The sequence below is a fragment of the Yoonia sediminilitoris genome (assembly GCF_003058085.1).
Lineage (GTDB): Bacteria > Pseudomonadota > Alphaproteobacteria > Rhodobacterales > Rhodobacteraceae > Yoonia > Yoonia sediminilitoris.
In genome coordinates this window covers 1,005,980-1,029,558 of the sequence record NZ_QBUD01000001.1, presented here as the reverse complement: position 1 = coordinate 1,029,558, position 23,579 = coordinate 1,005,980, and the positions used below count along the sequence as shown (strand labels likewise).

Genomic DNA, 23,579 nt, shown 5'->3' with positions numbered 1-23,579 from the left:
GACCAGCACCTCACCGGCACGCGGGCCGTCAAGGTTGACCTCCATGATCTCAAGCGGCTTTCCAGCTTCAACAGCAACGGCGGCACGTGTTCGCAATGGTCTTCTCCCCTGATGGTCGCGTTGATCACAACCTTTGATTGCCATGTTAGGGCCAAGACCTTTGATCCGACAATTACGACCTTGGTACCTGTTCTGGAATTTCCTGCCTGTGGCTAGTATGGTCAGGTCGCGGAAAAGACCGGGGGACCAGCATGTCAAGATTGCACACCAGTATCGTCACTGCACTCGCGCTTTTGGTGGGCGCGCCGGTGGCCGCGGCCACGTTTGACGACCCCACTTGGCCCTGCGTCCAGCGCAAGGTTGAAAACCTGTCAGCTGGGCTGATGTGGCCGCAACCCATCCCCGACGGCAATCTGCCAGACGCAATCAGGACCCCCGCCATTCAATTGGCGGAAACCATGGCCCTGCGCCGGGTTCCATTGGAGGACGTCGAGACCGCCGTTGCTGCATTTGTGGCAGACAACGCGGGCGTTACTGATGCGGATCTGGGTCATATTTTTCAGGCCGCCTTTGACAGGCTCAACCAGAGTAGATCAAAACTGATCAACGGGATTTCTCGCTATTCGCTGACCCAAATCGACCTTGCTGCGCGTATCGAAAGTGCCCGCATCGAGATGGATCAGATCATGGCGCAGGAGGATCCCGATTTTGACCGTGTCGATGCACTTGAAGAACAGCTGGACTGGGACCAGCGCATCTATCGTGATCGTGCCCAGTCCCTGACCTATGTGTGCGAAACACCGGTTTTGCTGGAAAAGCGGGCCTATGCGGTGGCGCAAGTCTTAAGCCAGCATCTATCCGATTAGGCCTGACCAGCCTTTGTCATTCCCATTCGAGTTCCGTAAAGGCCACTGTGGCATTGCGTGGATTGAACAGATCAAACAGGTCCCATGCGCCCGATTGGCTTTGGGCGATAATCTCTGCCGCGACCCCTAGGCTGTCGCCGCGTGTGATGGCCGCGCGGGTGTCTGCGATCAGCACATCCAGATATTGGGACAGTGCGGCAGCACCTTCGGGCCAGTCTATTATTGGACCACCATGCCCCGGCATAATCTGATTGTAAGGCAGGTCCTGCAATGCCTCCAAGACCTTTTCCCACCCCAGCACGGACCCATCCAGGGCGGGGGCATGTTGGTGAAACATCAGATCGCCCGTAAACAGGATACCGCTGGTAGGGTCGCCAACGGTCAGGTCGCTGCCGGTATGGGCCGTGGGCCAAGCCTGAAGGTTCAAGGGCCTGTTGCCCAAGTCCAACTGCAAACTCTCTGTCACTGTAATGTCAGGCAGCACGACCTGTGTGCCGATGAAATCGGATGCCCCGATCAACCGACCAAAATTTGTCAGATAGGTCTGTTCACGGTCGGCCAGCGCACGTGGCAGCTTGTCATGTCCCACCACCTGCGCACCAACCTGCGCAAAGACCCCCGCCCCCAGCACATGGTCAGGGTGCATATGGGTCAGTATCACATGCGAGATCGGCAAATCGGTTTCCTGCCGGATCGCGCGATAGACCTGCTCGCCGACCTTGCGCGATCCGCCGCTATCAATGACGGCCACTGCACTTTCGCCAATCACAAAGGCCAGATTGGCGACATCGCCCTGATTGTTGGCATTTGCATCGCTTATGATCCCAAGGTGAACGAATACACCGGGCGCCACATTGGCGAATACCGCCACCCTGCCCTGTGGTTCACAGCGAATCGGCCCGACATCATAGTCAGCGGCGAACCTGCCAACATCGGGATTGTTCTGCGCCACAAGCGCGTCACACCCGGCCAGCGTTGCGGCCTCAAGCCCGGGCAATAACATATCCCGGCAGACTGTCGGGTCGGACAGGGCACATACGGTTGCGATGGCTTCAAACATCAGGTTGCTCCGGTTTGCAGGTGCAAATGTGATAACATTATTTTGAGAATCTCTGCTATGACGAAAGATTATTTTTAAAAACCTTTCGTCTATGATAATTGGAACCAATCCAAATTGGAGGTGTCCGATGAAACAGATCCTTATAGCGTCGCTGATCGTCGCCCTGTCACAAGCAGCAACAGCGCAGGAAAACCCGCTGATCGACGGACCGAGTTGGGCCGACCTGCGTGAGGATTTTGTCGGTGATACACCGTTACTCGTCGCGGACGATCTGTTTACGGTCGATGCCCCCTACAGGGCCCACGACGCCGCCACCGTGCCAATCGTTATCGCACAATCCGCAGGGGCAACGCCAATTGATCATGCCGTTGTGATCATTGATGAAAACCCTGCCCCAATGGCGGCTGATCTGACATTTGGATCAGCGATGCATCCGCTGAAGTTTGAACTTCGCGTGCGGGTAAACCAGTATTCCAATGTGCGCATTCTGGCCGATACGGCTGAAGGCACGTTTATGAAAGGGCGTTACGTCAAGGCATCGGGTGGCTGTTCGGCCCCCGCGTCACGCGACCCTGAGGTTGCGCTTGCCTCTATGGGGTTGATGCGCTTGCAGCAGTTTGACGACCCCGTGCAGATGTCGGGACAGATTCGCGATGCGCAGATCATGATCCGCCATCCCAACTACTCTGGCCTGCAACGCGATCAGGTGACCCAGTTGTTTATTGGCGCCCACTTCATCGACAAATTGGAAGTGTTTCAGGGCGACGAGATGCTGTTCACGATGGAGGGCGGCATTTCTGTCAGCGAAAACCCTGTGTTTCGCTTCTCGTACCGTGAAAACGGCGCGCCTGCATTCCATGTCCGGGCACGGGACACCGAAGGCAATGTCTTTGAAGAAACCCTGCAAAAGAACGTGGAAAGCTAGGTCATCCGGGGTGCGAGAGACCGCCTCAATCAAGCTGGCGGGAATAGACATTGTTTAGGTAGTTCTGATCCTGAATGCTGAAATGGGTTTCCCCGACCTGCACGAACCCTCGTGCGCGGTAAAAGCCGATGGCGGCTGCATTTTCTGCGTTGGTGGCGAGCCAAACAGAACTGACATCATTGTCCCGGCAATGCTGGAAAGCCGCTTTCAGCAGACTTTTCCCGACCCCTTTGCCGTGGTGGCGCGGTTGCACATAAAGCGTGGTGATTTCCGTATCGGAGCAGCCCGGAACAGGGGCTTTTCTGCCCGACGAAAGGCGAATGAACCCGTCGATCCCTTCTTCGTTTTCCGACACCAAGAGAAATTCGCGGGGGTCACGCAGAAACGCCTCGGTTCGCGGCACCGTGAATTCAGCCAAAGCAAAATCAGCGAAAAAGCTGTTCACGCCGCGTTTGAGATAAGTGCCGATCCAAACCTCAAGAGAGATGGCGGCGATGCTTGATGCATCAGATATACGGGGCTTTCTGAGTGTCATACGCAACAGGTGCCACATTTGACGGCCCAGTGAAACAACGCACCAGAGTTACGGCGCGCCGGGACCTTACATAAAGCACAAAATCTCGGCTTCGGCCTGGGCGCGGCGCAGGTCGGCAACCAATGCCTTGGCCGGGGCTGCGGTCCGAAAGATCGACAGGCGCTCGCCGCCGCCCAACTGCAAGGACAAGACGGTTTCTGCCTCCACGTATTTTTCATATGGCAGGACTGATGCAATATGGTCGATCGAGCAGGCACATTTGCGCAGCACATCCTGCCCCTGTCCGTTTGCCGCCATACAGCCAAAGATGTAGTCGGCGCGGGCAATGGTTGGATAGTCGTTCAGCTGCTCCGACACGGATTGCGCCGCAAGCGGTCCGGCAAGAAATATCGCAATTAGCGCGGCCCTCATTGCGCGGGCCCCGATGGTTGCAACGTCAGCGCGTTGGAATAGCCCGGCGTGCCGTCCGGGCCGACAGCGTTTGCGGCCAGCGACACATACCAGCCCGGTGCGTTCTCCGACATCGTGAAAGTCAGCGCCAGATCGGCATAAATCCCCATCCGGTCGCGGTTTTTGTCATTCTCGAAAGGCCGCAGGGTGATTTCTTTTGTCTCCAACTCATCCGGGCCAAAAGCTGCAACGCCGTCGATGATCGGCGCAGACGTCACCAGCGCCTCTTTGATCCGGTTGCGGATGTAAAACGGGCTGCCGCCAGCCTCTTGCGCCACATCGCGCAGGACGGTTTCGACAAAATACATGATCACCGGATTTCCCACAGTCGCCGGGAAGTTACCAACATTGCGGTATTTCTCGTCCTGAACAAACCGCAAACGGGCCATGTCGTCAGGTTCAAAATTTAATCGGATTTTGCCTGTATTCCGGTCGGCATAATCGGGATTTTCAGCAATGATGACCGCGCGGTCATATTCCAGTACCTGCGTCTCAGACAGGTCTGACAGCGTTCCTTGCTTGAAAATCAGGTCGTATGTTTCATCAGCGCTCAGCGGTGTCGCAAGCAACATCGCAAGCAGCAGGAATCGTATCATCTTCATCATGCCATCCTTTTGATTGTCTTTAGCTTATCCTTGCTGCGACGCGGGTCACTGCCGACTTTCGTCATAGTAGGTTGGTTGCTGACGTGTCTTCCAGTCAATCAGCGAGCGCAACCGCGACAGGTTGACAGGTTTGGTCAGCACCGAAAAATCGTGACGCGCGCCCAGATCCTTAATCGCATCCTCCTGATTGGCGGTAATCATGATCGCAGGGAGGTTTTCTTTTGCCGCACCGCGCAGAGCCAGAATTGAGTCAACGCCGGTCTCGCCATCGTTGAGTTGATAGTCGGCAAGGATGATGTCAGGGCTCATCCCGATGTCGGCAACCATTTGCAAAGCTTCTTTGGTTGATGCGCAAGCCAGCACACTCGCCCCCCAGCTTTCTAGTTTCTGTTCCATGGCAAACAACACACCGGGGTCGTTTTCGACCAGTAATATAATCAAATCCATACCTGCACCGACAGGCGTAGTCGGACGGTCGGCCTCTTGCGTAATCGCGTCATGCGCGGGCACGATCGGCAGGGTGATGGAAAAGACGGACCCGACCCCCGGTTTTGAGCGGACAGACACATCATGCCCCAGATGCGCGCAAGCCCGCTGCACGATTGATAAGCCAAGGCCCATGCCATAGCCGGTCCCCGCTGCGGGATCGACACGGGTGAATTCCTGAAACACCCTTTCCTGATCGGCCTTGGCAATCCCTTTGCCCGTGTCCCAAACTTCAAGCACCAGTTGCGCACCACGGCGACGGCAGCCGACCAGCACCCGGCCCGTCCGGGTGTACTGGATCGCGTTGTTGACCAGATTCTGGACAGACCTCGCCAGATAGCGACGGTCACTGCACACCCATAGTTTGGAGGGCACGACGTCAAGCCGCAGACCCTTTTCGGCGGCGATAGGTGTGAAATCCTCAATGATGGGGCGGAGCACACTGTCGATCTCAAAATCCGAGGTCGCCAGCTTCATATCCACCGATTCAAGCCGCGAGATATCCAGCAGCGCATGCAGCAGGGTTTCCATCGACTGAAAAGACCGATCAAGGCGCTGCACCGTGTCCTGCATCTGCGGCGCGAGCGCTTCATCGCCCAGCGATGAAATCAGCAGTTTCGCCGCATTGATCGGTTGCAGCAGATCGTGGCTGGCGGCGGCGAAAAAGCGGGTTTTTGAACTCATCGCCGCTTCGACTTCGGCTTTGGCTATGCGCAGGTCTTCCTCGACGCGGGCCTGTTCTGCATATTGCCGACGCAGCGCCGTGTTCACATCGGTCAGTTCGCGGGTCCGCGCCTGCACCATGTCTTCAAGCTGCTGGGTTGTCTGGAACTGAACAGTGACGTCCATGACATTCACGATACAGCCCCCGTCGGGCAACGGGTGCAGGCCAATCTCAAGCGCGGCTCCGCCGACGTGCCGCTGTCGGAGATGCATGTTATGAGCCCGGCGCAGGTAGCGCATCAAACCGGCAAAGCTTGCGTGCCACCCCCCCTCAACCAACGCCTTGGTGTTGAGATATTCCACAATCTGCGCATAGGACGTGCCCACTTGCGTCAGGTGCAATGGCAATTGCAAAAGCGTGGCAAATTGCGCGTTGTTGATCAACAAGGTGCCATCCGCCGAAAAGGTGCAGACCCCCTGTGGCATGTTGTCAAACGCGGCCTTCAGGAAATGTTCCTGCGCGTCAATCAGCCGGTCTTTTTCAAGACGGTTGGACCGGACAATCGCCGTCACCTCGGTCTGAAGCACGACGGTATTGTTGCGGCTGGTCTGCCGGTAGCTGATGACGAACCAACGATCATCCTTTAGCGCAAAGACAAAGGGCGCGGCCGCGCCGACACCCTGGTCAATGGTCCTGTTGGCAAGGTTCAGCTGGTCGGCCTGATCGCTTCGGGACACGTCATTGCTGTTTGTCACCGCATCAAGATAGCGGTCCAGCGACAGCCCGGGTTGAATGAAGGCACTGACGTCCGGGATCAGCGTCTTGAAAAAATCATTGCAGACCCGCAGCTGACCACCCGCAAAGAGGGCAAAGCCGCCGTCCATCGATTCAAGCGCATCAGTCAGGCTTTGCTGGGTCTGATTGCGCGCTTCTTCAGAGGTTTCGAGGTCCGTGTTGGTCCGCCCAAGCGTATACAGCGCATCCTCGAGATCGCGCGTTTTTTGCGATACCTTGCTTTGCAGCATCACCGCCGACTGAAACAGCGCATAGGCCGAGCGGCCCAATTCATGACGCTGGTTGGCCCGCTCGATCAGGGCCTGAATGATCTTGTCCTGCCTTTCGACCTGAACGGCAAGCGGCTGACTGCGATCAATCAAAGGACAAACTCTTGATCGGCGGAAAAGAAGGCGATGCCGACAAAAGTCTGGTTCATGTGAATCCCGCCATGCTGTTCGCCATATGTGTTGAACCCCAGAACCCGGTGACTGCGCAGGACTTCTGACGCATCGGTATCAAGCTGCTTTTGCGCAATCTCCAACCTGCGCAAAACACAGTCAAAGCCCAGAATGAAATGTGGCGCTTCGCCTTTGGCGCTGCGTACAGCGAGTTCGCTGGACATGGTTTCAATGACTTCCTTACCCCGTCCCAGCGTCAGCACCAGACCGTTTTCAATCGCCGACAGAAACATCAGCGACCCATCTTCGAGCACGCCCTGAATGGCGCGCACATGCCAGTTGTTCAAATTGCGCACCAGCACCGGATTTTCCGCAAAGACCTGTGGTGACAGGTCTGACAGCGGGCAGTCGATCATGCGCGCATATTCTTCTGCGGCAGGCGTTCCGTTGATTTCATGCACAACCCTGTCCTCGGGGTTCGCCTCGGTCACGACAAGTTGACGATTGGTTGGCCTGAAATGGTCAAACACCACACTTTCAAACTGCAGGTCTGTTTCGACAATCAGCAAGACCGCCGCGTCGGTATGAAATTCGCCGCCATGGAGCACGAACGTGACGTCATAGGCCAACCCGTGCCCGGCTGATCCACCAAAGACCGGAATGTCGCCCAGCCCTGCATCAAGCGCCGCGACAAAAGTATCTTCCTGCTTGGCCAATCCATCCGCAAAGGTCAGTGCAAACCGGTTCCAGTTCGCCGTAGTCCGAAACCGCTGGGCGAGTGTCTGGGCCTCTTGTGCTGTCTCGGCAACTGACACGGGCTTGAGCGGATGAAAAAGCGTAGAAGAACAGCGGAAATGTTCGCGCGGGAAAGCGACCAACAGCAGCGATCGGTCAGCATAGCCCTCCGGCGTAATCTGCCCGCCGCTGGTGCAGCCGAACACCGGCGTACGCGGCAAATCATGCCGCAAGGCCTCGGCGACGATGCTGTGATCCAGATGTTCGGGCACGAACACAAGCACAAAGCAGATTGCAATGTCATCAAGTTGCGCCACCGCATCTGCGACGGCGCTTTTGGCGTCCTCTTCGACCGAAACGCCGACCGAAACGATCCGCGCCGGCGCAAAACTTTCAACAAAGCGGTTCATCAGGCGTTCAGTTCAACAAGGCCCGGGCGTCCATGTCCGAAAACTCTGTACGGCCACGGTCAAGGTTAGCGCTGTTGGCAAGGATCGCGGCCTGCGTGCGGTTGCTGACCCCAAGGCGGCGCAATAGCGCTGTGATATGCGCTTTGACGGTGCCCTCTGTGACAGACAGTTCATAGGCGATCACCTTATTGGGTTTGCCTGCACAAATCAGATTGATGATCCGGCTTTGCTGCGGGGTCAGCGCGGCCAGTCGCTGCGAAATATCCTCTGGGCTGGCCGCATCCTGCGCGCGCGCGCGTGGTTGCGGCCAAAAACCGGGCGGTAGGAATTTTTCACCATCCTGCACTTCCGCCAGCGCGTCTGCAATCACGTGCCGGGGGGCATCCTTGGGAATAAATCCGGCGGCGCCTGCGTCCATCGACGCCTGAATCGTCTCATCACTGGAATCGGCCGAGATCACCAAAATCGGCACATCCGGCAGCAACTCCTTGAGCTTCAAAAATCCGCTGAGCCCTGTGGTGTCAGGCAGCCCAATATCCAGCAGAACCAGATCAGGCACCAGCCCCCCCGACAAAAGGCGGGTCGCCTCTGTCAACGAATTGGCGGCTTTGACCTGTTGCACCTTGAATGCGGTCAGAAGTGAGCTGCACATCGCGTCACAATATAAAGGATGGTCATCGACGATAAGCGTCATCTTGACCGTTTTCTCTTTTGGATTGGCTTTGCCATCATACATGTTAATTCCCTCCCCGAACGGAAAGTTACCCGAATGCGCGCGCGAAACAAGTCATGTTGGCGGTTTTGTCGCGAATGGCCTGTGGTGCACTTTCAGCCAGACGTCGCTTTGGTTGGGGATGTTGGTAGCGGCAAATCGCGCAAGCTGCGCCGAAAATCGCGGCTGAACTCTCTCGGGTCCCACATGTCGGCAGCAGGCCCGAACAGCTGTGAATCAAGCCGTGATAACAGGGCTGTGCGCATGGGGTCGGGTGGATGTTCGGCGTTCAACGCATGGGCCGCCCGCCTAAGCGCGGATGCATCTTTGCGCGCGACGGCCCGATTAAATTGCCACAACAGCCGCTTGCGATAAAGCCAGCCTTGCAATGGCGCGACAGAGATATCCTGCCGCCGCAACAGCAAAGCCATCGTCACAGTGAAAGCCAGAGCCGCTACAGCGAACAACAGCATTGGATGCATCCTGACTTCAGGATCGGGCGCGGCGGGTGCCTGTGGTAGCCCGCCTGTCACATCGCCAAACGCCACGCGCTGCGCCGAGATTTCGACCGACCGCATCTGCCGTTCAACCGTATCGAAATATGTGAAGGAAATCGGCTCCAGAATGGCGGAATGTCCGTTGGTCGGCGTGATTGTCCAGCGCCAATAGGCAACCGCCTCGGGGCCGTAGGGTGTCAGATCGACCAGTCGCTTTTCGGGGTGCGCAAAGATCAGCGCCGAGGGCGATGTCAGTGTCGGCATCGGCGGGATCATGTCCGGGCTGGCCCCCAGTGCCGATACGCGGATGATCCGCAGCACCCCTGCCCCTTCGGTCAGTTGATCGGGCGGATTTGACCAATTGTCGGCCACCTGCAATCTGCGCACGGGAAACCACCAGTCAGTCCCTGCCTGCGCGGGGGCGACCTCAAGCGTGACAGGTTCGGACTGAACGGTATGTTCAAACCATTTGTTGTCTTCATCCAGCAAGGTCAGATTGTGCCTGAATGCACCGATTGTCAGCTTGCCCGTCTTGTCAGGGAAAAGCGCCATGCGCCGGCGCATGTTCTTGACGGGTCGCCCGTCCATCATGCTTTCAAACCAGTGATCCTGCCCCAACTGCATCCAGTTGAACCCCTCCAAATCCGGCTGCTCCAGCTTTTCAAGCGTAATATGCCGCTTGTAGATCCCATGGATCGTCAACAGCACCATTTCCTGCCGCATCGGCGTTGCGGGTAGTTCTTCAAGTGTGACTGTCAGAGACAAATCATCGGGGTCGACCGTCAGGCTCTGTGCGGCGGACTGCATGGGTAACCAGACCCACAGCATCAGGATGACAAAGCGCATTACCATTCCGTCTCCTGTGGTTCTTGGCCGGTGCCATCCTTGCGCCGGCGTTTATGTTCATGGCTGATACGCGCGGAAAGGAACGCCCCCGGTACATCCTCAAGCGTGGCCAGCCACCGTGCGTTGGCCGCGATAAACGTGTCGTCAAAGACGCGACGGACATGGGCGCCGCCTGATGTTTCCAGCTCTGCCAAAGCGAGCGCGCCACCGCTGTTGGTGACACTGTCGCCTGACCCCGCGCCGCGCGCATCGCCGCGTGCAATCGGTGCGGCGGCTGTGGGCCCTTCCTTGTCGCCAAATGCGAATACCGACCCCGCATCAATGGCAGTGCCTGCATAAAATGCCCGGACCAGATCGAAATTCGCGCGTGCCTTGCTGTCCTCTTGCCCGGCCAACGCCAGATCATAAGCCTCAAGTGCTGCGGCGTAGTTGCCCTGCTGCACAAAGGTATTGCCCAGATTGTAAAGTCCCTGCGGACCTGCCGCTGTCAGTATTGCTGTTGCATCCTCAAACTGACCCGCCCGATAATATGCGACACCGCGCCATTGCGCATCCGTAAAGATATGTGCCGCCAATCGCGGCATACCCAGCGCCAAGGCCAACCGGCCAAAAGGCGCTGTCCCTCCAAGAGCCATGGCTAGGCCAAGCAGCACTACGGCGGATATGGCAATAATCTTGCGCATCAGGTCCGGTCCCGTCGAAAAAGCATCAGCGCCGGGACCATCGCCAGAACCAGCAGATAACGCCCAAAATCTGTCAGCAACAGCAACTGCAGGTCCTGGCGCGCGACCCTCGCAGGAACTTGGACTGACAGATCAGCCATGAAACCGGTCAGATTGTCGGGTTGATAAAGCCTGCCACCGCCTATGCTGACAAGCGTATCAACCATGTCCCGGCCTGCGGGGCGCGTACCGGACACGGTCGTGTCGGCCACCACAACGGACAGTTGCGCGCCTGTCTGCGTAATCCGCTCCGCCGCCCGGATCGCCGGCGGTTCCAGCCCTTCTCCATCGGTGAGCAAGATCACCTCGCCCGCGAGCACCTGCGCCTCTTCCAACAGCCCAGCCGCACGATCAAGTGCCAGCGCGGGCCGGTTGCCCTTGTCAGGCACGGTCTTGGCATCCAGCAGCGACACGGACTGGCCCAACTGCGCATGATCAATGGTTAAGGGCGATGCAAGATAGCTGTCACCGGCATAGACAATAAGTGCGGCAGGTTTGCTGCCCAGCACGCTCAACCCGCCACGGGCCATCGTCACGATCTTGGGCCAGATCGGATCGCGGGTCATTGACCCCGAAACATCCATCACAAAGACAACCCCATCAAGGTTGCGGAACGTCTGCGCCCCTTTGCGTTCGACGGCAGGACCGCAAAGCGCCACCGCGACAATGCCTGCCACGACAAAGGGCAGCGTCGTGGCGACCCGGCTTTGTGCTGTTGATACCTTGCCAAGAGCGGCCATCGCTGCCAGCAAATGCGGCTGGATATGGGTCTGCCAATCGCCGGGTTGGCCGCCCCTGCGCAAGCGCCAGACCATCAGGGCCAGCACAACGGGGACGGCCAGTCCCCAAAGGGGGCGTAGGAAAGTGATGTCTGTTAAACCGCTCATCTGCGTATCCACAGCCCGAACCAAAGACTGAGCGCACCAGCAAGTAAAGCGGGCCAGATCCAGTATTCCCGATAGGTTTGCGCCGACAGCCCTGCCCTTGCTGTTGGTTCCAGCGCATCCAGCGCCTGTGCAACGCCACGCAAATCATCCGTCGTGCGCACCCGAAACATCTGGCCGCCACTCAGGTCCGACATGGCGCGCAGCGTATCCACATCGACGACACCGCGCTGATCGGGTGCCTCGGCCAGCGCGATGGGCCCCAAGGCGATTGTATGCACCCTGACACCCATCTTGCCAGCAAGTGCGGCCACATCGCGCGGGGTTGCTGCCCCGGCGTTATTGGCCCCGTCCGACAGCAGAATGACCACCTTGGTGTCGGCGTCAGAGCTTTCCAGACGCTTCAACGAAAGCCCCAAACCGTCGCTGATATTGGTTGCCCTGCCAGATATACCGATAACCAGTTCTGTGATCGTGCGGGCTATCGCATCCGTATCAAACGTTGGCGCTGCGGCGACGTAAGCCTCTGACCCAAAGACGACCAGCCCCACCCGGTCGCCTGCGCGCGCGCGGGCAAAGGCCGCGCCCACATGCTTGACCGCATCAAGCCGGGTGGCCTTGGCACCATCCAGCGTGAAATCATCCCGCACCATCGAGCCGGACAGATCCAGCGCAATCATCAGGTCGCGCCCTGACATCGGCAGTGCCTGCTGCGGGGCCAGTGCGCGCGGCCCTGCCAGCGCTGTCACCAGCAAGACCCAGACGGCGAAAGGTGCCAGCAGTCGCACCCCGGCAAGTCCGCGCGCGCCCGTGGCTGCCCCCGCCATGATATGCCGCCCCACCCCTTCGGGTACGACCAACGCAGTCCCCGCAGACATTTGTCGTGGCAAAAGGAAATAGGAAAGCACCGGTAGCGGCAGCAGAAAAAACGCGCGGGGGTCTGCAAATTCAAGCATCGGCCTGCACCGTTTCAAGAAGCTTTTTTTCAAGTGCCCGCGCATCGGGAAAACCCTCAGGCGCATAGATTTTCTGGGGGTCCGGGCCTAGCAAGGCTGGCGCATGCGCCCGCACCAACCGCAACAGCTCCAGCTGATATGCATCCTGCGGCAAAGCGTGAAGCGCGGCAATATCTGCGGCAAGATCAGGGGCCGCGTCAGATTGCGCGCGCGGCCGGGTGAAGAGCGGGATCAGAAAACTGAAGACCAGCGCAAGCGCAAGCCCCAGCCCCGCCGCAGCCGCCAATTCCGCCCAAAGCCCGCCGGGTGCATCGGCAGGCAGGCGGATGTCATGCAGGCTTTGCAGCATCGTGTCACGGGTGATGCTGTGATCGGCCATCAGATTGTAACGCCAGCCATTGCGTCGCGCGGCGGCATTCCAGCATCAATCCGCGCAACATCGTGGTTGGCAAGGCTTTCAGGTAAACCACGCGCCGTACCTGACTTGCGGAACCTTGCCGCGCGCCGGTTTCCGTCGGGGCCATGCAGCGGATAATGTCCGGCGGGCAAGTTGTGCAGGGCCTGATCTTCGATCAACAGGAAGCGCGGGGCACGATGCTGCGACAACTGCCCTATCACGCTGTCAAAATCGGTCCCGACACTATCAAGCGCCGAGGCTATAATGACCGACGCACCACGCGGCACGATCCGCTGCAATCCGGCAAGGGCCTGATCCAGCGGCGGGTCAGCGGCAAAACTGTGGTCCGCGGCACGCGCCTGCGCGCTGTCCATTGCCGCGTCATGGGCGCGTACAAGCCCGCCGATGACGGCCAGCATCCCGCGGGTGCCGCCACGGGTGCGCACGATCACAGGCTCACTGCTTGTTATTGCCATCAGCCCAACACGCCCGCCACGCGCAACGGCCTGCCAGCCCAGCCATGACAAAGCTTCTGCAGCTGCGACTGACCGAAACGCGCGCCGCATCCCCCACAACATCGCAGGCCGGAAATCAGCAACCAGAAAGCTGACCTGATCGCGCTCTTCGTGGAAAGTCCGCACATGCAAATGACCCGTGCGTGCCGTTGCCCCGCGATCCACATAACGCATGTCGTCCCCATGCATGTAGATCCGGCTGTCGGCGATGACCGTCCCCTGCCCACGCTTTCTGATCGCATAACCACCGGGCAAGGCACTGGTCGGTGGAATCTGACCGGCATGCTGGCTGACGGCATCGCGGGTCGCAATCAACCCACTTGCCGTGACCCGGGTGCCATCTGCTGCAATCATAAAGCCTCGGTCTGGGTTTGGATGTCGGTGATAACGGCCCTGACCGTCCGCCCCTTGGCGGAGGCCGCCCAGTTCAGCGCCATCCGGTGGGCCAAAGCGTCCTGCGCGAGCGCATCAACATCTTCGGGCAACGCATGATCGCGCCCCGCAAGATAGGCCCGCGCGCGCGCAGAGGCGGCCAGCGCCAGCGACCCCCGCGGAGAGACCGCATGTTCAACCTCTGCATCAAAGGGGGCGGTGCGTGTGGCGACCACCAATCGCACGATATAGTCACGCAAGGCCGGCGAGAGATGCACGCGCGCCACATCATCGCGTGCCTGTTGCACAGCGGCCGGATCAAGCTGCGGCGCCCTTGTACTGCCGCCGCTGCTTTCGCTCTCCACCAAGTCCAGAATCCGGCGCTCGGTCGCGAGGTCCGGCTGCTCAAGCATCACATGCAGCAGGAACCGGTCCAACTGCGCCTCTGGCAAGGGAAAGGTGCCTTCATGCTCGATCGAGTTTTGGGTCGCCACAACAAAGAAGGGCGTGGGCAGCGGATGGGTCTTGCCACCGCTTGTGACTTGGGTTTCGGCCATCGCCTCCAACAGGGCTGATTGCACTTTTGGCGGGGCGCGGTTGATTTCGTCCACCAGAACCAGATTGTGAAAGACCGGACCGGGCGCAAAGGCAAAACGTCCGGTTTCGGGGTTGAACACGTCTGTGCCCGTCAGATCGGCAGGTAACAGGTCAGGCGTACATTGCACACGCGCAAAAGTGCCATGCAACGCTTGGGCCAGCAGTTTGACTGCGCGTGTCTTGGCCAGACCGGGCGCGCCTTCAATCAAGACATGCCCCCCGGTCAACACTCCGATCAAGAGCCTCTGTATCAGCGTATCACTGCCTATCAGCCCCGCCTGCAACCACGTCCGGAGCTCTGATATCTGGTCAAAACTCTGTTGCGACTTTTCTTGTAACACTGGTGGTCCCCTGCATTTGCATCGATTTTGCCCGAAACAGCCAACAAAGCCACATCGCCAAAGGTCTAGGGTCAGCCAGGGATCGCTTCGCAAGTGTCGTCGAACAGCATATGGAGATCTGGCCGTGTCATCGTCTGACGCGACAAGTCACGCAAATCATCAAAATTCTGGTCAATGTATTCCAGCAAGGCGATGGAATTCACCGTTTCAAGATGTGCGGCCGCCAGTGCGTGCAGCATGAAAATGTCAAAACCGCACAGCCCGCTGGGATTGCTGCCCAGAAGTCCGCTCATGAATTGTTCCGATTGCCACGGCACATAGCGCAGATTGACAGGCACCTCTTGCAGCTTGGAGTAAAACGGGGTCTGGCGATCGAATTTGAGGATATCAGCCCCGAAACTGACGGCTTGAAACATTTCTTCGACAAGGATGGATTTGTAATAGTCCTGTTCAAGCGGTGTCAGGTCGCGCAGGGGGGGCTGGTTGATCAGCAAATGGGCCACCGCCCCGTTGCGCCCAAAATAGCCAACCGTCTGCGCGGGCGATCTGATCGGTTCCCGCCAGCCATTGGGCAGCCGGATGTCATACGTCTGGTTCAGCTTCCGAATATCGGCGTTGAACAAGGATGATGGCGGTCTGCCGGAATAAAGCCGGATATAGACCCTCTGTTGTTCGGGACAGTTGGCTATTTCGCGCCCTGCAAATGTCACAGCGATACGCCTGTCGAACACCTCGCGTAGCAAGGTGGTAAAGCGAACAACGACCTGTCGGGCCAGCGCATGCGGCGGATCGCCGAACAAGCAAATCTCGCCTTTTGCGACTTCAAGGCTGTCAAACCGGACTGGCGGCAGATCAACGTCGCGCCGGCTCCGCGCTGAATGCAGATCAAAGACCCATCCGCTACGCGCCAGCGTCAGATAATCAGCGCGAGTCGGCCCGCTGTTCTGGGTGTTGCCCAAACCCGGCATAAGAAGGCAAAACGCGCATAGCCAAGGTCCAAGAAACCGTTTGAACGGTTGCATCATGTTATGTCCTTGCGCCCGCCCGGTTTGGCCGATCTGGCAGTCAGACGCTGTGAACAAGATAGCGGGCAAATCGAGCAAGGAAAGTCCAACGACAGATTTCTTGCCCGTTCGCCTGCTTCGCACGGGGTCTTATTCGATCACGATTTCCACGCGCTGGCCCTCACCGGTAGAGCCGGGTTGCCGCAATTCGAAGCGCCCCGGCTTGATGGCGATAAACTCGATTTCCATCGTGCCCGCTTCGTCAAACTCGACACTGTCTATGCCCAAGGGGCGGATTTCCAGCCCGTTAATAACGATTTCATTGATCCAGATCGCCCGAAAGAACCCGGCCCCTTCAAGTGCCAGTTCGCCTGTGCCATCCGCGATGATCTCGATCTCGTAGGCGGTGCCTGATTTCAACATCAGGGGGCCGTCGGCAATCGGTTTTCCGACCGACAAGGTCAGAGGTTCAAGATCCTCTTTGTTAGTGCTGGATAACAAGCCCGCAAAGCCAAGGTCATGCGCAAATGCCGGTGCGGCTACGACCACCGCCGCCAAAAATGGTAAAATCTTCATTCTGTTATCTCCTCTGTTGATTAGGTAACAAGCGTTGCGGGTGCGCCGTGAAGGGTCAGAACCCGCGTGGCGAGTCGCTCAGCCTCTGCGATGGCGTGCGTCACAAAGATCGTTGCGGGTTTCGTCTGGGCAATCAACCGCTCGGTCAGCGCCAGCATTTCATCCGCGGCCTTTGCATCAAGCGACACAAAGGGTTCGTCCATGATCAGCAAATCAGGACGGCCCGCAAAGCCGCGCGCCAGTGACAGGCGGCGTTGCTGGCCAAGTGACAGTTGGCCGGGAAAAAGGTTCGCTTTTTCGGCCAGTCCGACCTCATTCAGGGCTTCCAATGCAGCGTCATTTGTAAGATCCGGATGGACCAGACGGATATTTTCAATGGCAGACCGCCACAGCATCAAGGTCGGTTCCTGAAAGACCATTGCCATCTTATCGGGCCGGGTGATGTGGCCCTCAAATTTTGTGTCCAGCCCGGCGATCAGCCGCAGCAGCGTCGTCTTGCCAATCCCGGAGGGACCCAGCAGCGCAACGGTTTCCCCTGCCCGCACTTCAAAGCGTATAGAGTTCAACACCTGCGTGTTGCCGAATTGCTTGGCCAGGACATCCACAGTGATCATGCGCCCCTCCAACGTCTGACGCGGGCTTCCCACGGTTGCAGGACCAGCCATTCAACCAAAAGCATCACGGCGATAAAAGACAGGGCATAAATCAAGACATGCAGTACATCGAAAAGTTGGAAATACAGGTGGATCTGAAATCCAATCCCATTCGAGCGACCCAGAAATTCGACCACCAGCACGATCTTCCAGATAACCGCGACTCCTGAACGGGCGGCACCGGCAATGAATGGTGCCATCTGTGGCAAGATGATGTGGCGCAGCACCGTGCCACGCGGCATCCGGAACACCCGCGCCATATCGCGCAGGTTCGGGTCCATTGCACGCGCACCTTCCCTGATAATGGTTGTCACATTGGGGATCTTGTTCAAAGTCACCGCGATTATCGCCGCCGTTTCATTCAGCCCAATCCACAGGTAGCACAGCACGATCAGGACCAGTGCGGGCAGGTTCAGGAACACCACCAGCCACGGGTCAAGCCAGCGATCAACCGTTGGCAGCAAGCCCATGACCAGCCCCAGTGCCAGCCCGATCGACATAGCCAGCGCAAACGCCCAGATCACCCGGATCAAAGTCCGGCCCAGGTGGTAGAACAACTCACCTGACGTGGCCTCTTCCCAGAACGGGAGCACCAAAGCGTGCGGCATCGGCAAGACCTGCGGATCGGCCGCGATCCACGCCACGGCAGCCCACAGGGCAAGCAACCCCAGCAATGAAAAGATGCGGATGCTCACTTAGTCGTGCACCTTGGCGCAGCCTTCTTCATTCGATCGGCGCAAACAGCCCTGCGGGCAGGGTCGTTGCATCCCCAACCAGATCAGCACCGCCAAGCTTGGCCATCAATTGCAGCAGCTTGTCTGCACCTTCTGCATTGATTGGACCGGGGGCGGGAATCCCTGCACGAAAGTCCGTGCGCAGGCTTTCGAATTGCGCGTCATTGTTGGCGTTCATCATCGGACGCAGCACGTCCCACGCGGCATCATCTTCGCGCAAGAGGGTCTTTGCATCACGCGACGCCTGATAAAGCGCTTGTGCGATACCGGGGTTTTCAGCCAGAAAACTTTCTTTCATGACATAGCCCAACAGCGGCACTTCGGGGTCCAGACCCAACGCCACAGACGCCTCTTCCACAGAGATCAGTTCGCGCATCCCACCGGCTTTCATCTTGGCCAGAAAGTGCCAGAAGTTGATCGCGCCGTCGGTTTCTCCCGACAAAGCCGATTTGAAAATCAGGGGTGGCGCGCCAAAGACCTGTTCGGTCTCGGCCTTGAGGTCCAGACCGTACTCCTGCTGGGCATAAGCGCGCAGGATCAGCCAGCTTTTATCCAGCGGTCCGCCTGCTATTCCGATGCTGCCGCCGGCAAGGTCGGCGAGGCTTTGCGCGGAACTGTCCTGCGGAACAACCACACCGCCAACGGCCTTGGAGTAAGGAATAAAGACATAATCCTTGCCTGCCGCGCGCTGGCGCGCCACCCAGATCCAGTCTGCGACGGCAAGGTCCGCCTCGCCGCCTTCCAATGCAACCCGCGTCGCCCCGTTATCGGCAAAGGGCTGGACTGCGAGTGTGAAGCCATTCGCCTTGTCAAACCCGTTGCGTGTGATCGTATCCAGTTCCCAGTTAACCGTACCGATTTTCAGAACCGCCGCGCGGATCACCGGCATGTCATCCTGCGCGCTTGCGGTGAGTGTTGATGCCATCAGGGCCGCGGTGGCCGCAAGCGACACCATCCATCTACGTGAAATTGAAATCATTTGAGTCCCCTCAGCTTTGCATTATTCGTCAGGCATGACCGCAACGCCCCAAGGCTGCTGGCCGACCTGTACAGATTTGATTGCGCGTTGTTTGGCCACATCAATGACGGTGACATCATTGGAATTGCCGTTTGTCGTGATGAGAAATTCCTGCCCCGGTGTAAAGGCCATCTGCCAAACCCTTTGGCCGACAAGAATATAATCGACAACTTCAAGTGTCTCCGCATCAATGACGGCAACACGGTTTGCAGGTCCAAGCGCCACGAACAGCCATTTATTGTCAGCCGTGATCTTCATACCCACCGGCTGCAACCATTCAGGCTGCACGCCCGAGACCTCAAAACCGATCTTGTCTGTCAGAACGGGCCCGTCAGCGCCATTGGGGTCAATCACACTGACCGTGCCGCCGATTTCAGAGCTGACAAACAGCTTGTTGCCGTCGTCACTGTAGACAGCGTAGCGCGGGCGCTGATCCACAAGGATGTTATGCTTGATCTTGTAATCCGATGTGTCGATGAAATGCGCCATGTTGGTCGTCTCGGATGTGTTGATGACAAACCGCGCATCCGGACTGATGGCCATGCCTTCGGGTTCAACGCCGACGGGTATTTCAGCAACAATCGTACGGCTTTGCGTGTCAACGACGGTGACCAGATTATCGTCTTCGTTGGCCACATAAAGCAGCTCGCCCGAGGGGTGGATCGTGAAAAGCTCGGGGTCAGGACCCGATGGCAAGGTCCAGACTTCCTGATAGGTTTCGGTATCGAACACGCGGATCGTGTCATCATCCGATGCACAGACATACAGATATTTGCCATCCGGGCTGATCCCGATGCCACGCGGACGGTTGCCGCCGGGAAATTCGGTGATGGGTTCCCATGTGTCGCTGTCGATCACGGTAATCGTGTTGCCTTTTTCGTTGCTGACAAAGACCTTATTGGCCGAAGCTGCACTCGACAGGCCGAAGGTGGAAAGGCATAGGCAGGCAAGAAAGTTCACGTGACGGTTCATTCGGTCCATCCTCATTGGTCAAAGGCGCTGCAAGCGCTTTCCGGTTGGTCGAGCCCCAGCGTATCCAGCGTGGAGCGTTGGTGCAAATAGCCATCCTGTGGGGACACGCTGACCGTCAATTTGCTGTCCGTCAGCAGAATCGGCTGGCGTAACTGGCCGTTCCATGGGCGGAAATTCACCTTGCGCCCCTTAAAGGCCGCAAGTTCGAAATCCTCACTCAGGATGTAATTCATCAAAACATCAGGTGCGGCGCTGTTTGTGCGGATCACCGCCTCTCCGATCACGCGCAAGGCAAGCCAGACCTGATAGTCGGCCTCTTGGACATAGCGGCCCGACAAAGCCTCGAAACGGCGTTGGAACTGAGTCGCGCCCCATGCTTCGTGGGCCGCATGAAAAGTCACAGGCCGCAACCCGCCTGACCCCATGACCGGACGGGGTGTCCACAGATGAAACGGCAGGTAGAGCCCGAAGACATCAGACGCATCCGCCGCAAGCACCACGTCATGGTCGGCCGCATCCTGCGTAAACACCGGAATCTGGCGCTGCACGAGCACATGACCCGTGTCCGTGCGCCGTGACCCGCCAGTATCCTCAAATTCACGCTCTTCGACAATTTCGGCCCCGAATTTCGTCGCTGCCCGGCGGTACGCATCGCCCAAAGCCCGATCGGCAGGATTTGAGCCATGGATCAGAAACAGACGGCGCCAGCGTTTCCACATCGCAAACTGCACCACGGCATCAGCCATCATCGACTGGCTGGGGGCCACATGCAGCGTATTTGCACGGCACATATCATCCCGCAGATGCGTATCGCGTGCGGTGGCGTTTATCACCATCACGTCCACGCCCGCCCGATCAGCGATCTTCAACAGATCATCGGCGTCGGCCATAACAATCAAGAGGTCAGTGCCTTGCGCCAGTATGGAATCAAGTTGCGCGTCCAACGCTTCGGGTGCCGTTGACACGAATTCGGTTTCAAACGTCATGCCCAGAAAAGACCCGGTTGTCTGGTTGTCCTCGTCTCCAAGTACAGCCCCGGCAAAGCCCAGATCGTCCGGCACCAGATCATACCGCGAGATTGGCAAAAGTGACGGGTAGTCAACGCGCAAAACAGTTGCGCGCACGTCAAGCGCATAGGCCGGCATGATCATGCAAAACGCAATTAGAATAGTGCCAAAAAGGCGCGTCAACACCCGCATGCTGTCTATCCCCCCTGATTGGTCTCCTCCCGAATCCGGCTTGGCCGGACCCATTCCGACCAATCGTGCACCAAAATGGTCAGAAAGCAAAACCGCTACCTTTGGCCAATTGCATGGGCTTTGGTGCCACTGCTAGCGTTCCCGCCACAAGGTGGCTCTTGCGGGTCATCTTTGCGGTGCGTGATCACTTCTTGGCCCCGACCCCGAGGCTCAGGTGGTCATACAGCGGTAAATGTCCCCTCCAACAAGAGGTTGCAAATGCGACTATTCAGACGTTCCATCCTTCTTCTTCTCACGTTTCTGCCGATCATGGCACATGCACATGGGCCAACGCGGCAAAAGGTGACACTGACCACCGGGGTCAGCGCCTCCCCGGCAGAGGTCTGGGCGGTCATTGGCAATTTTCAGGACATGAGCTGGCACCCGGCTGTGCATTCCAGCACCGGCGAGGGTGATAACGCGATTGACGCCACGCGCCTGCTGGTTTTGGGCGAAGAAGGCGGCCCAACAATCGCAGAAGTGCTTTATAAATACTCTGACGAAAAGATGAGCTATTCCTACCGCATCACAGATGTCGCGGTTGAGGTGTTGCCGGTCACGAACTATTCGTCCCACCTGACTGTCAAACCGCTGGATGATGGCGGATCGCTGATCGAATGGCGCGGTGCCTTTTATCGCGGCTATCCCAACAACGACCCCCCCGAAGAGTTGAACGATGCTGCCGCAATTACCGCTGTCACAGGCGTCTATCAGGCTGGTTTGGACGCGCTTGTCGCCCGCTTTGACAGCAACTAGGTCAGTCAGCTTTGCGGCCTTGATCACGTTTGCCGCCACTGCTTTGGCGGCAGACGAATTTGCGTTCGTAACAAACCAGAACAGCAGCGACCTGAGCGTCATTGATCTTGAAGCTAGGTCCGAGGTGGCCCGCATCGCTGTCCCCGGTGAACCGGCTGGTATTGCATTGCATCCCACAACAGGCGCGATCTTTACCGTCAGTGCCGGCAGCAAGGAAATTAACAAATTCGATCTGCACACAGGGGTGCGGCTGGCCAGGGTCAGACTTGACGGCGGGCCGATCGGGATTGCTGTGGGGCACGCGGGCAAGGCTGTCTATGTCTCTGACTGGTACAATGCCCGCATTTGGGTCCTCGACGCCGGTGATCTGTCTTTGCGCCAGACACTGACCACGGGCAGCGCGCCTGCCGGGCTGGTTGTTGCGGCGGATGGCAGTTGGCTTGCATCGGCTGACAGGGATTCAGACCAGGTATCAATCTTCGACCTGCCTGCCGGTACCTTGCGCCACCGCACCGATGCAGGTGTGCGTCCGTTTGGCATTTCCACCGGTCCGGAAGGGCGGATTTACACTGCTGATGTGGGTTCCAATTCGGTTACCGTCGTGGACCCCAATGACGGCGCTGTCTTGGGCACGGTCCCCGTGGGCGAACGCCCCTACGGTGTAGCCTTTGCCAACGGCCTTGGCTTTGTCACCAATCAATATGCCGACACAGTCAGCGCCTTTGACCTGCAAAACCTGCAAGTCATGGCAACAATCGACGTGGGCGAGTATCCCGAAGGGATTGACACAACCGCAGATGATGGCAGCATCATCGTCGCAAATTGGTTTTCGAACACGATTAGTGTTATTGATCCGCAGACGCTGACCGTGACGGCTGAAATTGAAACTGGCGATGGCCCCCGTGCCTTTGGAAAGTTCATCGCATCAGGATTTGGAGAGGCGAAGCAATGATGAAGAAACGCGCGTTGATCACTGCAGTGGTTTGCACTCTGTTGGCCAGTCCCGCTGTTGCGTTGGACCCAAGCTGGCCAGAGCTGCGGGAAACTCTGTACGGCGACAAATTCCTGACGCCCGCAGGCGACGTCATCACCATTGACGCCCCCTATCGTTCGCAAATGGATGCCCGGACGCAAATCGGCGCCACTGTGACCGCGCCACAAGGGCGGATGCTGGAAAGTATCACAGTCATTCTGGACGAAAACCCAATGCCGGTTTCTGCCGTGTTCACCTTTGATGAACCGGTGCCCCACTTCTTCTTTGACGTAACAATGCGGGTGAACGGGCCAACACCACTGCACGTCGTGGCGCGCACGACCGAAGGGCAGCTTTTCGTGGCCGACAGCTTTGTGAAAACATCCGGTCAGGGCGCCTGTGCTGCCCCTCCGGGGACTGACCCGGAACTGGCGCTGGCCACATTGGGCAATATGCAGATCAACGTCACTGAATTCGATGCGCCCGGCACGCTGTTGGAAGCTGCAATGCCATCCACCGGTACGGCGACGCATGATCAAGGCAAGCGCATGGACCTTGACCTGCAACACCCCAGCCATTCGGGAATGCAGATGGATCAAATCACCCTTCTGTATCTGCCCGCCCGCTTTGTTGATAATATCGCGGTTGATCTGGACGGGGCGGGGTTTGTCGATGTGACAGGTAGCATTTCCTTCAGCGAAGACCCGCAAATCAGCCTGTCCGTCCCCAGCCACACAAGATCAGTTGATGTGACCATGACCGACACAGACGGGTTTATCGCAACTGCACATAAAACACTTCCCGGTTTCTGACTGTTAACGCCTATGCGTTTAAGATCGTCAGAGAACAGGCATCTGGACTGAAAAGCACAGCATCAGACAGGTTTTTTCCGGCTGGCCGTGACT

26 protein-coding genes are annotated in these 23,579 nt (G+C 58.1%); 5 read left to right on the top strand and 21 right to left on the bottom strand.

The annotated features are described in order from the left end of the window. Positions 1 to 251: 251 nt before the first annotated feature. Positions 252 to 866: a hypothetical protein gene (locus C8N45_RS05090; protein WP_108385055.1), complete on the top strand. Its 615-nt coding sequence runs from the start codon at positions 252 to 254 to the stop codon at positions 864 to 866. A gap of 16 nt (positions 867 to 882) precedes the next feature. Here C8N45_RS05090 and C8N45_RS05085 read toward each other — a convergent pair whose 3' ends face one another. Next, a complete protein-coding gene (locus C8N45_RS05085) occupies positions 883 to 1,926 on the bottom strand; it encodes a quinoprotein relay system zinc metallohydrolase 2 (RefSeq protein ID WP_108385054.1) in 1,044 nt (347 codons plus the stop codon). Positions 1,927 to 2,053: 127 nt separating this feature from the next. Between C8N45_RS05085 and C8N45_RS05080 the strand changes: the two genes are divergently transcribed. Next, positions 2,054 to 2,851 carry a quinoprotein dehydrogenase-associated SoxYZ-like carrier gene (locus tag C8N45_RS05080; protein ID WP_108385053.1) on the top strand — a complete coding sequence of 266 codons (798 nt, stop codon included), beginning with the start codon at positions 2,054 to 2,056 and terminating at the stop codon, positions 2,849 to 2,851. A gap of 25 nt (positions 2,852 to 2,876) precedes the next feature. On the opposite strand, the gene C8N45_RS05075 is transcribed toward C8N45_RS05080, so the two are convergent. From C8N45_RS05075 to pedA1, 20 genes are all read right to left on the bottom strand, one after another. Then, the gene (locus C8N45_RS05075; RefSeq protein ID WP_108385182.1) at positions 2,877 to 3,386 is read right to left on the bottom strand and encodes a GNAT family N-acetyltransferase; all 510 of its coding nucleotides are present in this window, start codon (positions 3,384 to 3,386) and stop codon (positions 2,877 to 2,879) included. A gap of 66 nt (positions 3,387 to 3,452) precedes the next feature. Next, positions 3,453 to 3,797 (bottom strand): hypothetical protein, encoded by a 345-nt coding sequence (locus tag C8N45_RS05070; RefSeq protein ID WP_108385052.1) that lies wholly within the window; start codon positions 3,795 to 3,797, stop codon positions 3,453 to 3,455. Then, complete coding sequence (locus tag C8N45_RS05065) at positions 3,794 to 4,438, bottom strand: hypothetical protein (protein ID WP_181868896.1); 645 nt, start codon at positions 4,436 to 4,438, stop codon at positions 3,794 to 3,796. Before C8N45_RS05065 ends, C8N45_RS05070 begins: the two co-directional genes overlap by 4 nt. Before the next feature lie 48 nt (positions 4,439 to 4,486). Beyond that, entirely contained in the window at positions 4,487 to 6,748 is a 2,262-nt protein-coding gene (locus tag C8N45_RS05060) for a PAS-domain containing protein (RefSeq protein ID WP_108385051.1), read from the bottom strand. Further along, complete coding sequence (locus C8N45_RS05055) at positions 6,745 to 7,911, bottom strand: FIST N-terminal domain-containing protein (protein WP_108385050.1); 1,167 nt, start codon at positions 7,909 to 7,911, stop codon at positions 6,745 to 6,747. The genes C8N45_RS05060 and C8N45_RS05055 overlap by 4 nt, the downstream gene beginning before the upstream one ends. A 7-nt stretch (positions 7,912 to 7,918) precedes the next feature. Continuing rightward, positions 7,919 to 8,647: a response regulator gene (locus tag C8N45_RS05050; protein ID WP_108385049.1), complete on the bottom strand. Its 729-nt coding sequence runs from the start codon at positions 8,645 to 8,647 to the stop codon at positions 7,919 to 7,921. Positions 8,648 to 8,739: 92 nt separating this feature from the next. Next, positions 8,740 to 9,966, bottom strand: coding sequence for a BatD family protein (locus C8N45_RS05045; RefSeq protein ID WP_108385048.1), 1,227 nt, complete (start codon positions 9,964 to 9,966; stop codon positions 8,740 to 8,742). Continuing rightward, entirely contained in the window at positions 9,966 to 10,649 is a 684-nt protein-coding gene (locus tag C8N45_RS05040) for a tetratricopeptide repeat protein (protein WP_108385047.1), read from the bottom strand. Before C8N45_RS05040 ends, C8N45_RS05045 begins: the two co-directional genes overlap by 1 nt. After that, positions 10,649 to 11,575: a vWA domain-containing protein gene (locus C8N45_RS05035; RefSeq protein WP_108385046.1), complete on the bottom strand. Its 927-nt coding sequence runs from the start codon at positions 11,573 to 11,575 to the stop codon at positions 10,649 to 10,651. The genes C8N45_RS05040 and C8N45_RS05035 overlap by 1 nt, the downstream gene beginning before the upstream one ends. Next, positions 11,572 to 12,528: a VWA domain-containing protein gene (locus tag C8N45_RS05030; RefSeq protein ID WP_108385045.1), complete on the bottom strand. Its 957-nt coding sequence runs from the start codon at positions 12,526 to 12,528 to the stop codon at positions 11,572 to 11,574. The genes C8N45_RS05035 and C8N45_RS05030 overlap by 4 nt, the downstream gene beginning before the upstream one ends. Beyond that, positions 12,521 to 12,907: a hypothetical protein gene (locus C8N45_RS05025; RefSeq protein ID WP_108385044.1), complete on the bottom strand. Its 387-nt coding sequence runs from the start codon at positions 12,905 to 12,907 to the stop codon at positions 12,521 to 12,523. The genes C8N45_RS05030 and C8N45_RS05025 overlap by 8 nt, the downstream gene beginning before the upstream one ends. Next, positions 12,907 to 13,794 (bottom strand): DUF58 domain-containing protein, encoded by an 888-nt coding sequence (locus tag C8N45_RS05020; protein ID WP_108385043.1) that lies wholly within the window; start codon positions 13,792 to 13,794, stop codon positions 12,907 to 12,909. Before C8N45_RS05020 ends, C8N45_RS05025 begins: the two co-directional genes overlap by 1 nt. Next, the gene (locus C8N45_RS05015; protein WP_108385042.1) at positions 13,791 to 14,750 is read right to left on the bottom strand and encodes an AAA family ATPase; all 960 of its coding nucleotides are present in this window, start codon (positions 14,748 to 14,750) and stop codon (positions 13,791 to 13,793) included. The genes C8N45_RS05020 and C8N45_RS05015 overlap by 4 nt, the downstream gene beginning before the upstream one ends. Positions 14,751 to 14,821: 71 nt before the next feature. After that, complete coding sequence (locus tag C8N45_RS05010; RefSeq protein ID WP_133175940.1) at positions 14,822 to 15,775, bottom strand: hypothetical protein; 954 nt, start codon at positions 15,773 to 15,775, stop codon at positions 14,822 to 14,824. Positions 15,776 to 15,904: 129 nt separating this feature from the next. Beyond that, positions 15,905 to 16,330 (bottom strand): hypothetical protein, encoded by a 426-nt coding sequence (locus C8N45_RS05005; RefSeq protein ID WP_108385040.1) that lies wholly within the window; start codon positions 16,328 to 16,330, stop codon positions 15,905 to 15,907. Positions 16,331 to 16,350: 20 nt separating this feature from the next. Continuing rightward, a complete protein-coding gene (locus tag C8N45_RS05000) occupies positions 16,351 to 16,944 on the bottom strand; it encodes an ABC transporter ATP-binding protein (protein ID WP_108385039.1) in 594 nt (197 codons plus the stop codon). Further along, complete coding sequence (locus C8N45_RS04995; protein ID WP_245882547.1) at positions 16,941 to 17,678, bottom strand: ABC transporter permease; 738 nt, start codon at positions 17,676 to 17,678, stop codon at positions 16,941 to 16,943. Before C8N45_RS04995 ends, C8N45_RS05000 begins: the two co-directional genes overlap by 4 nt. 28 nt (positions 17,679 to 17,706) lie before the next feature. Next, a complete protein-coding gene (locus tag C8N45_RS04990; RefSeq protein WP_211095446.1) occupies positions 17,707 to 18,696 on the bottom strand; it encodes an ABC transporter substrate-binding protein in 990 nt (329 codons plus the stop codon). 21 nt (positions 18,697 to 18,717) lie between these two features. Beyond that, positions 18,718 to 19,707 (bottom strand): YVTN family beta-propeller repeat protein, encoded by a 990-nt coding sequence (locus tag C8N45_RS04985; protein ID WP_211095445.1) that lies wholly within the window; start codon positions 19,705 to 19,707, stop codon positions 18,718 to 18,720. 11 nt (positions 19,708 to 19,718) lie between these two features. Further along, the gene (gene pedA1, locus C8N45_RS04980; protein WP_108385036.1) at positions 19,719 to 20,906 is read right to left on the bottom strand and encodes a lanthanide ABC transporter ABC transporter substrate-binding protein PedA1; all 1,188 of its coding nucleotides are present in this window, start codon (positions 20,904 to 20,906) and stop codon (positions 19,719 to 19,721) included. A 258-nt stretch (positions 20,907 to 21,164) separates the two neighbouring features. On the opposite strand from pedA1, the gene C8N45_RS04975 reads away from it, so the two are divergent. Genes C8N45_RS04975 through C8N45_RS04965 form a run of 3 tightly spaced genes read left to right on the top strand, consistent with a single transcriptional unit; the run spans position 21,165 to position 23,486 of the window. Beyond that, on the top strand, positions 21,165 to 21,701 hold the full coding sequence (locus C8N45_RS04975; RefSeq protein ID WP_181868895.1) for an SRPBCC family protein: 537 nt from the start codon (positions 21,165 to 21,167) through the stop codon (positions 21,699 to 21,701). Continuing rightward, a complete protein-coding gene (locus C8N45_RS04970; RefSeq protein ID WP_108385034.1) occupies positions 21,622 to 22,653 on the top strand; it encodes a YncE family protein in 1,032 nt (343 codons plus the stop codon). The genes C8N45_RS04975 and C8N45_RS04970 overlap by 80 nt, the downstream gene beginning before the upstream one ends. Further along, on the top strand, positions 22,650 to 23,486 hold the full coding sequence (locus C8N45_RS04965) for a quinoprotein dehydrogenase-associated SoxYZ-like carrier (RefSeq protein WP_245882545.1): 837 nt from the start codon (positions 22,650 to 22,652) through the stop codon (positions 23,484 to 23,486). The genes C8N45_RS04970 and C8N45_RS04965 overlap by 4 nt, the downstream gene beginning before the upstream one ends. Positions 23,487 to 23,579 lie beyond the last annotated feature (93 nt).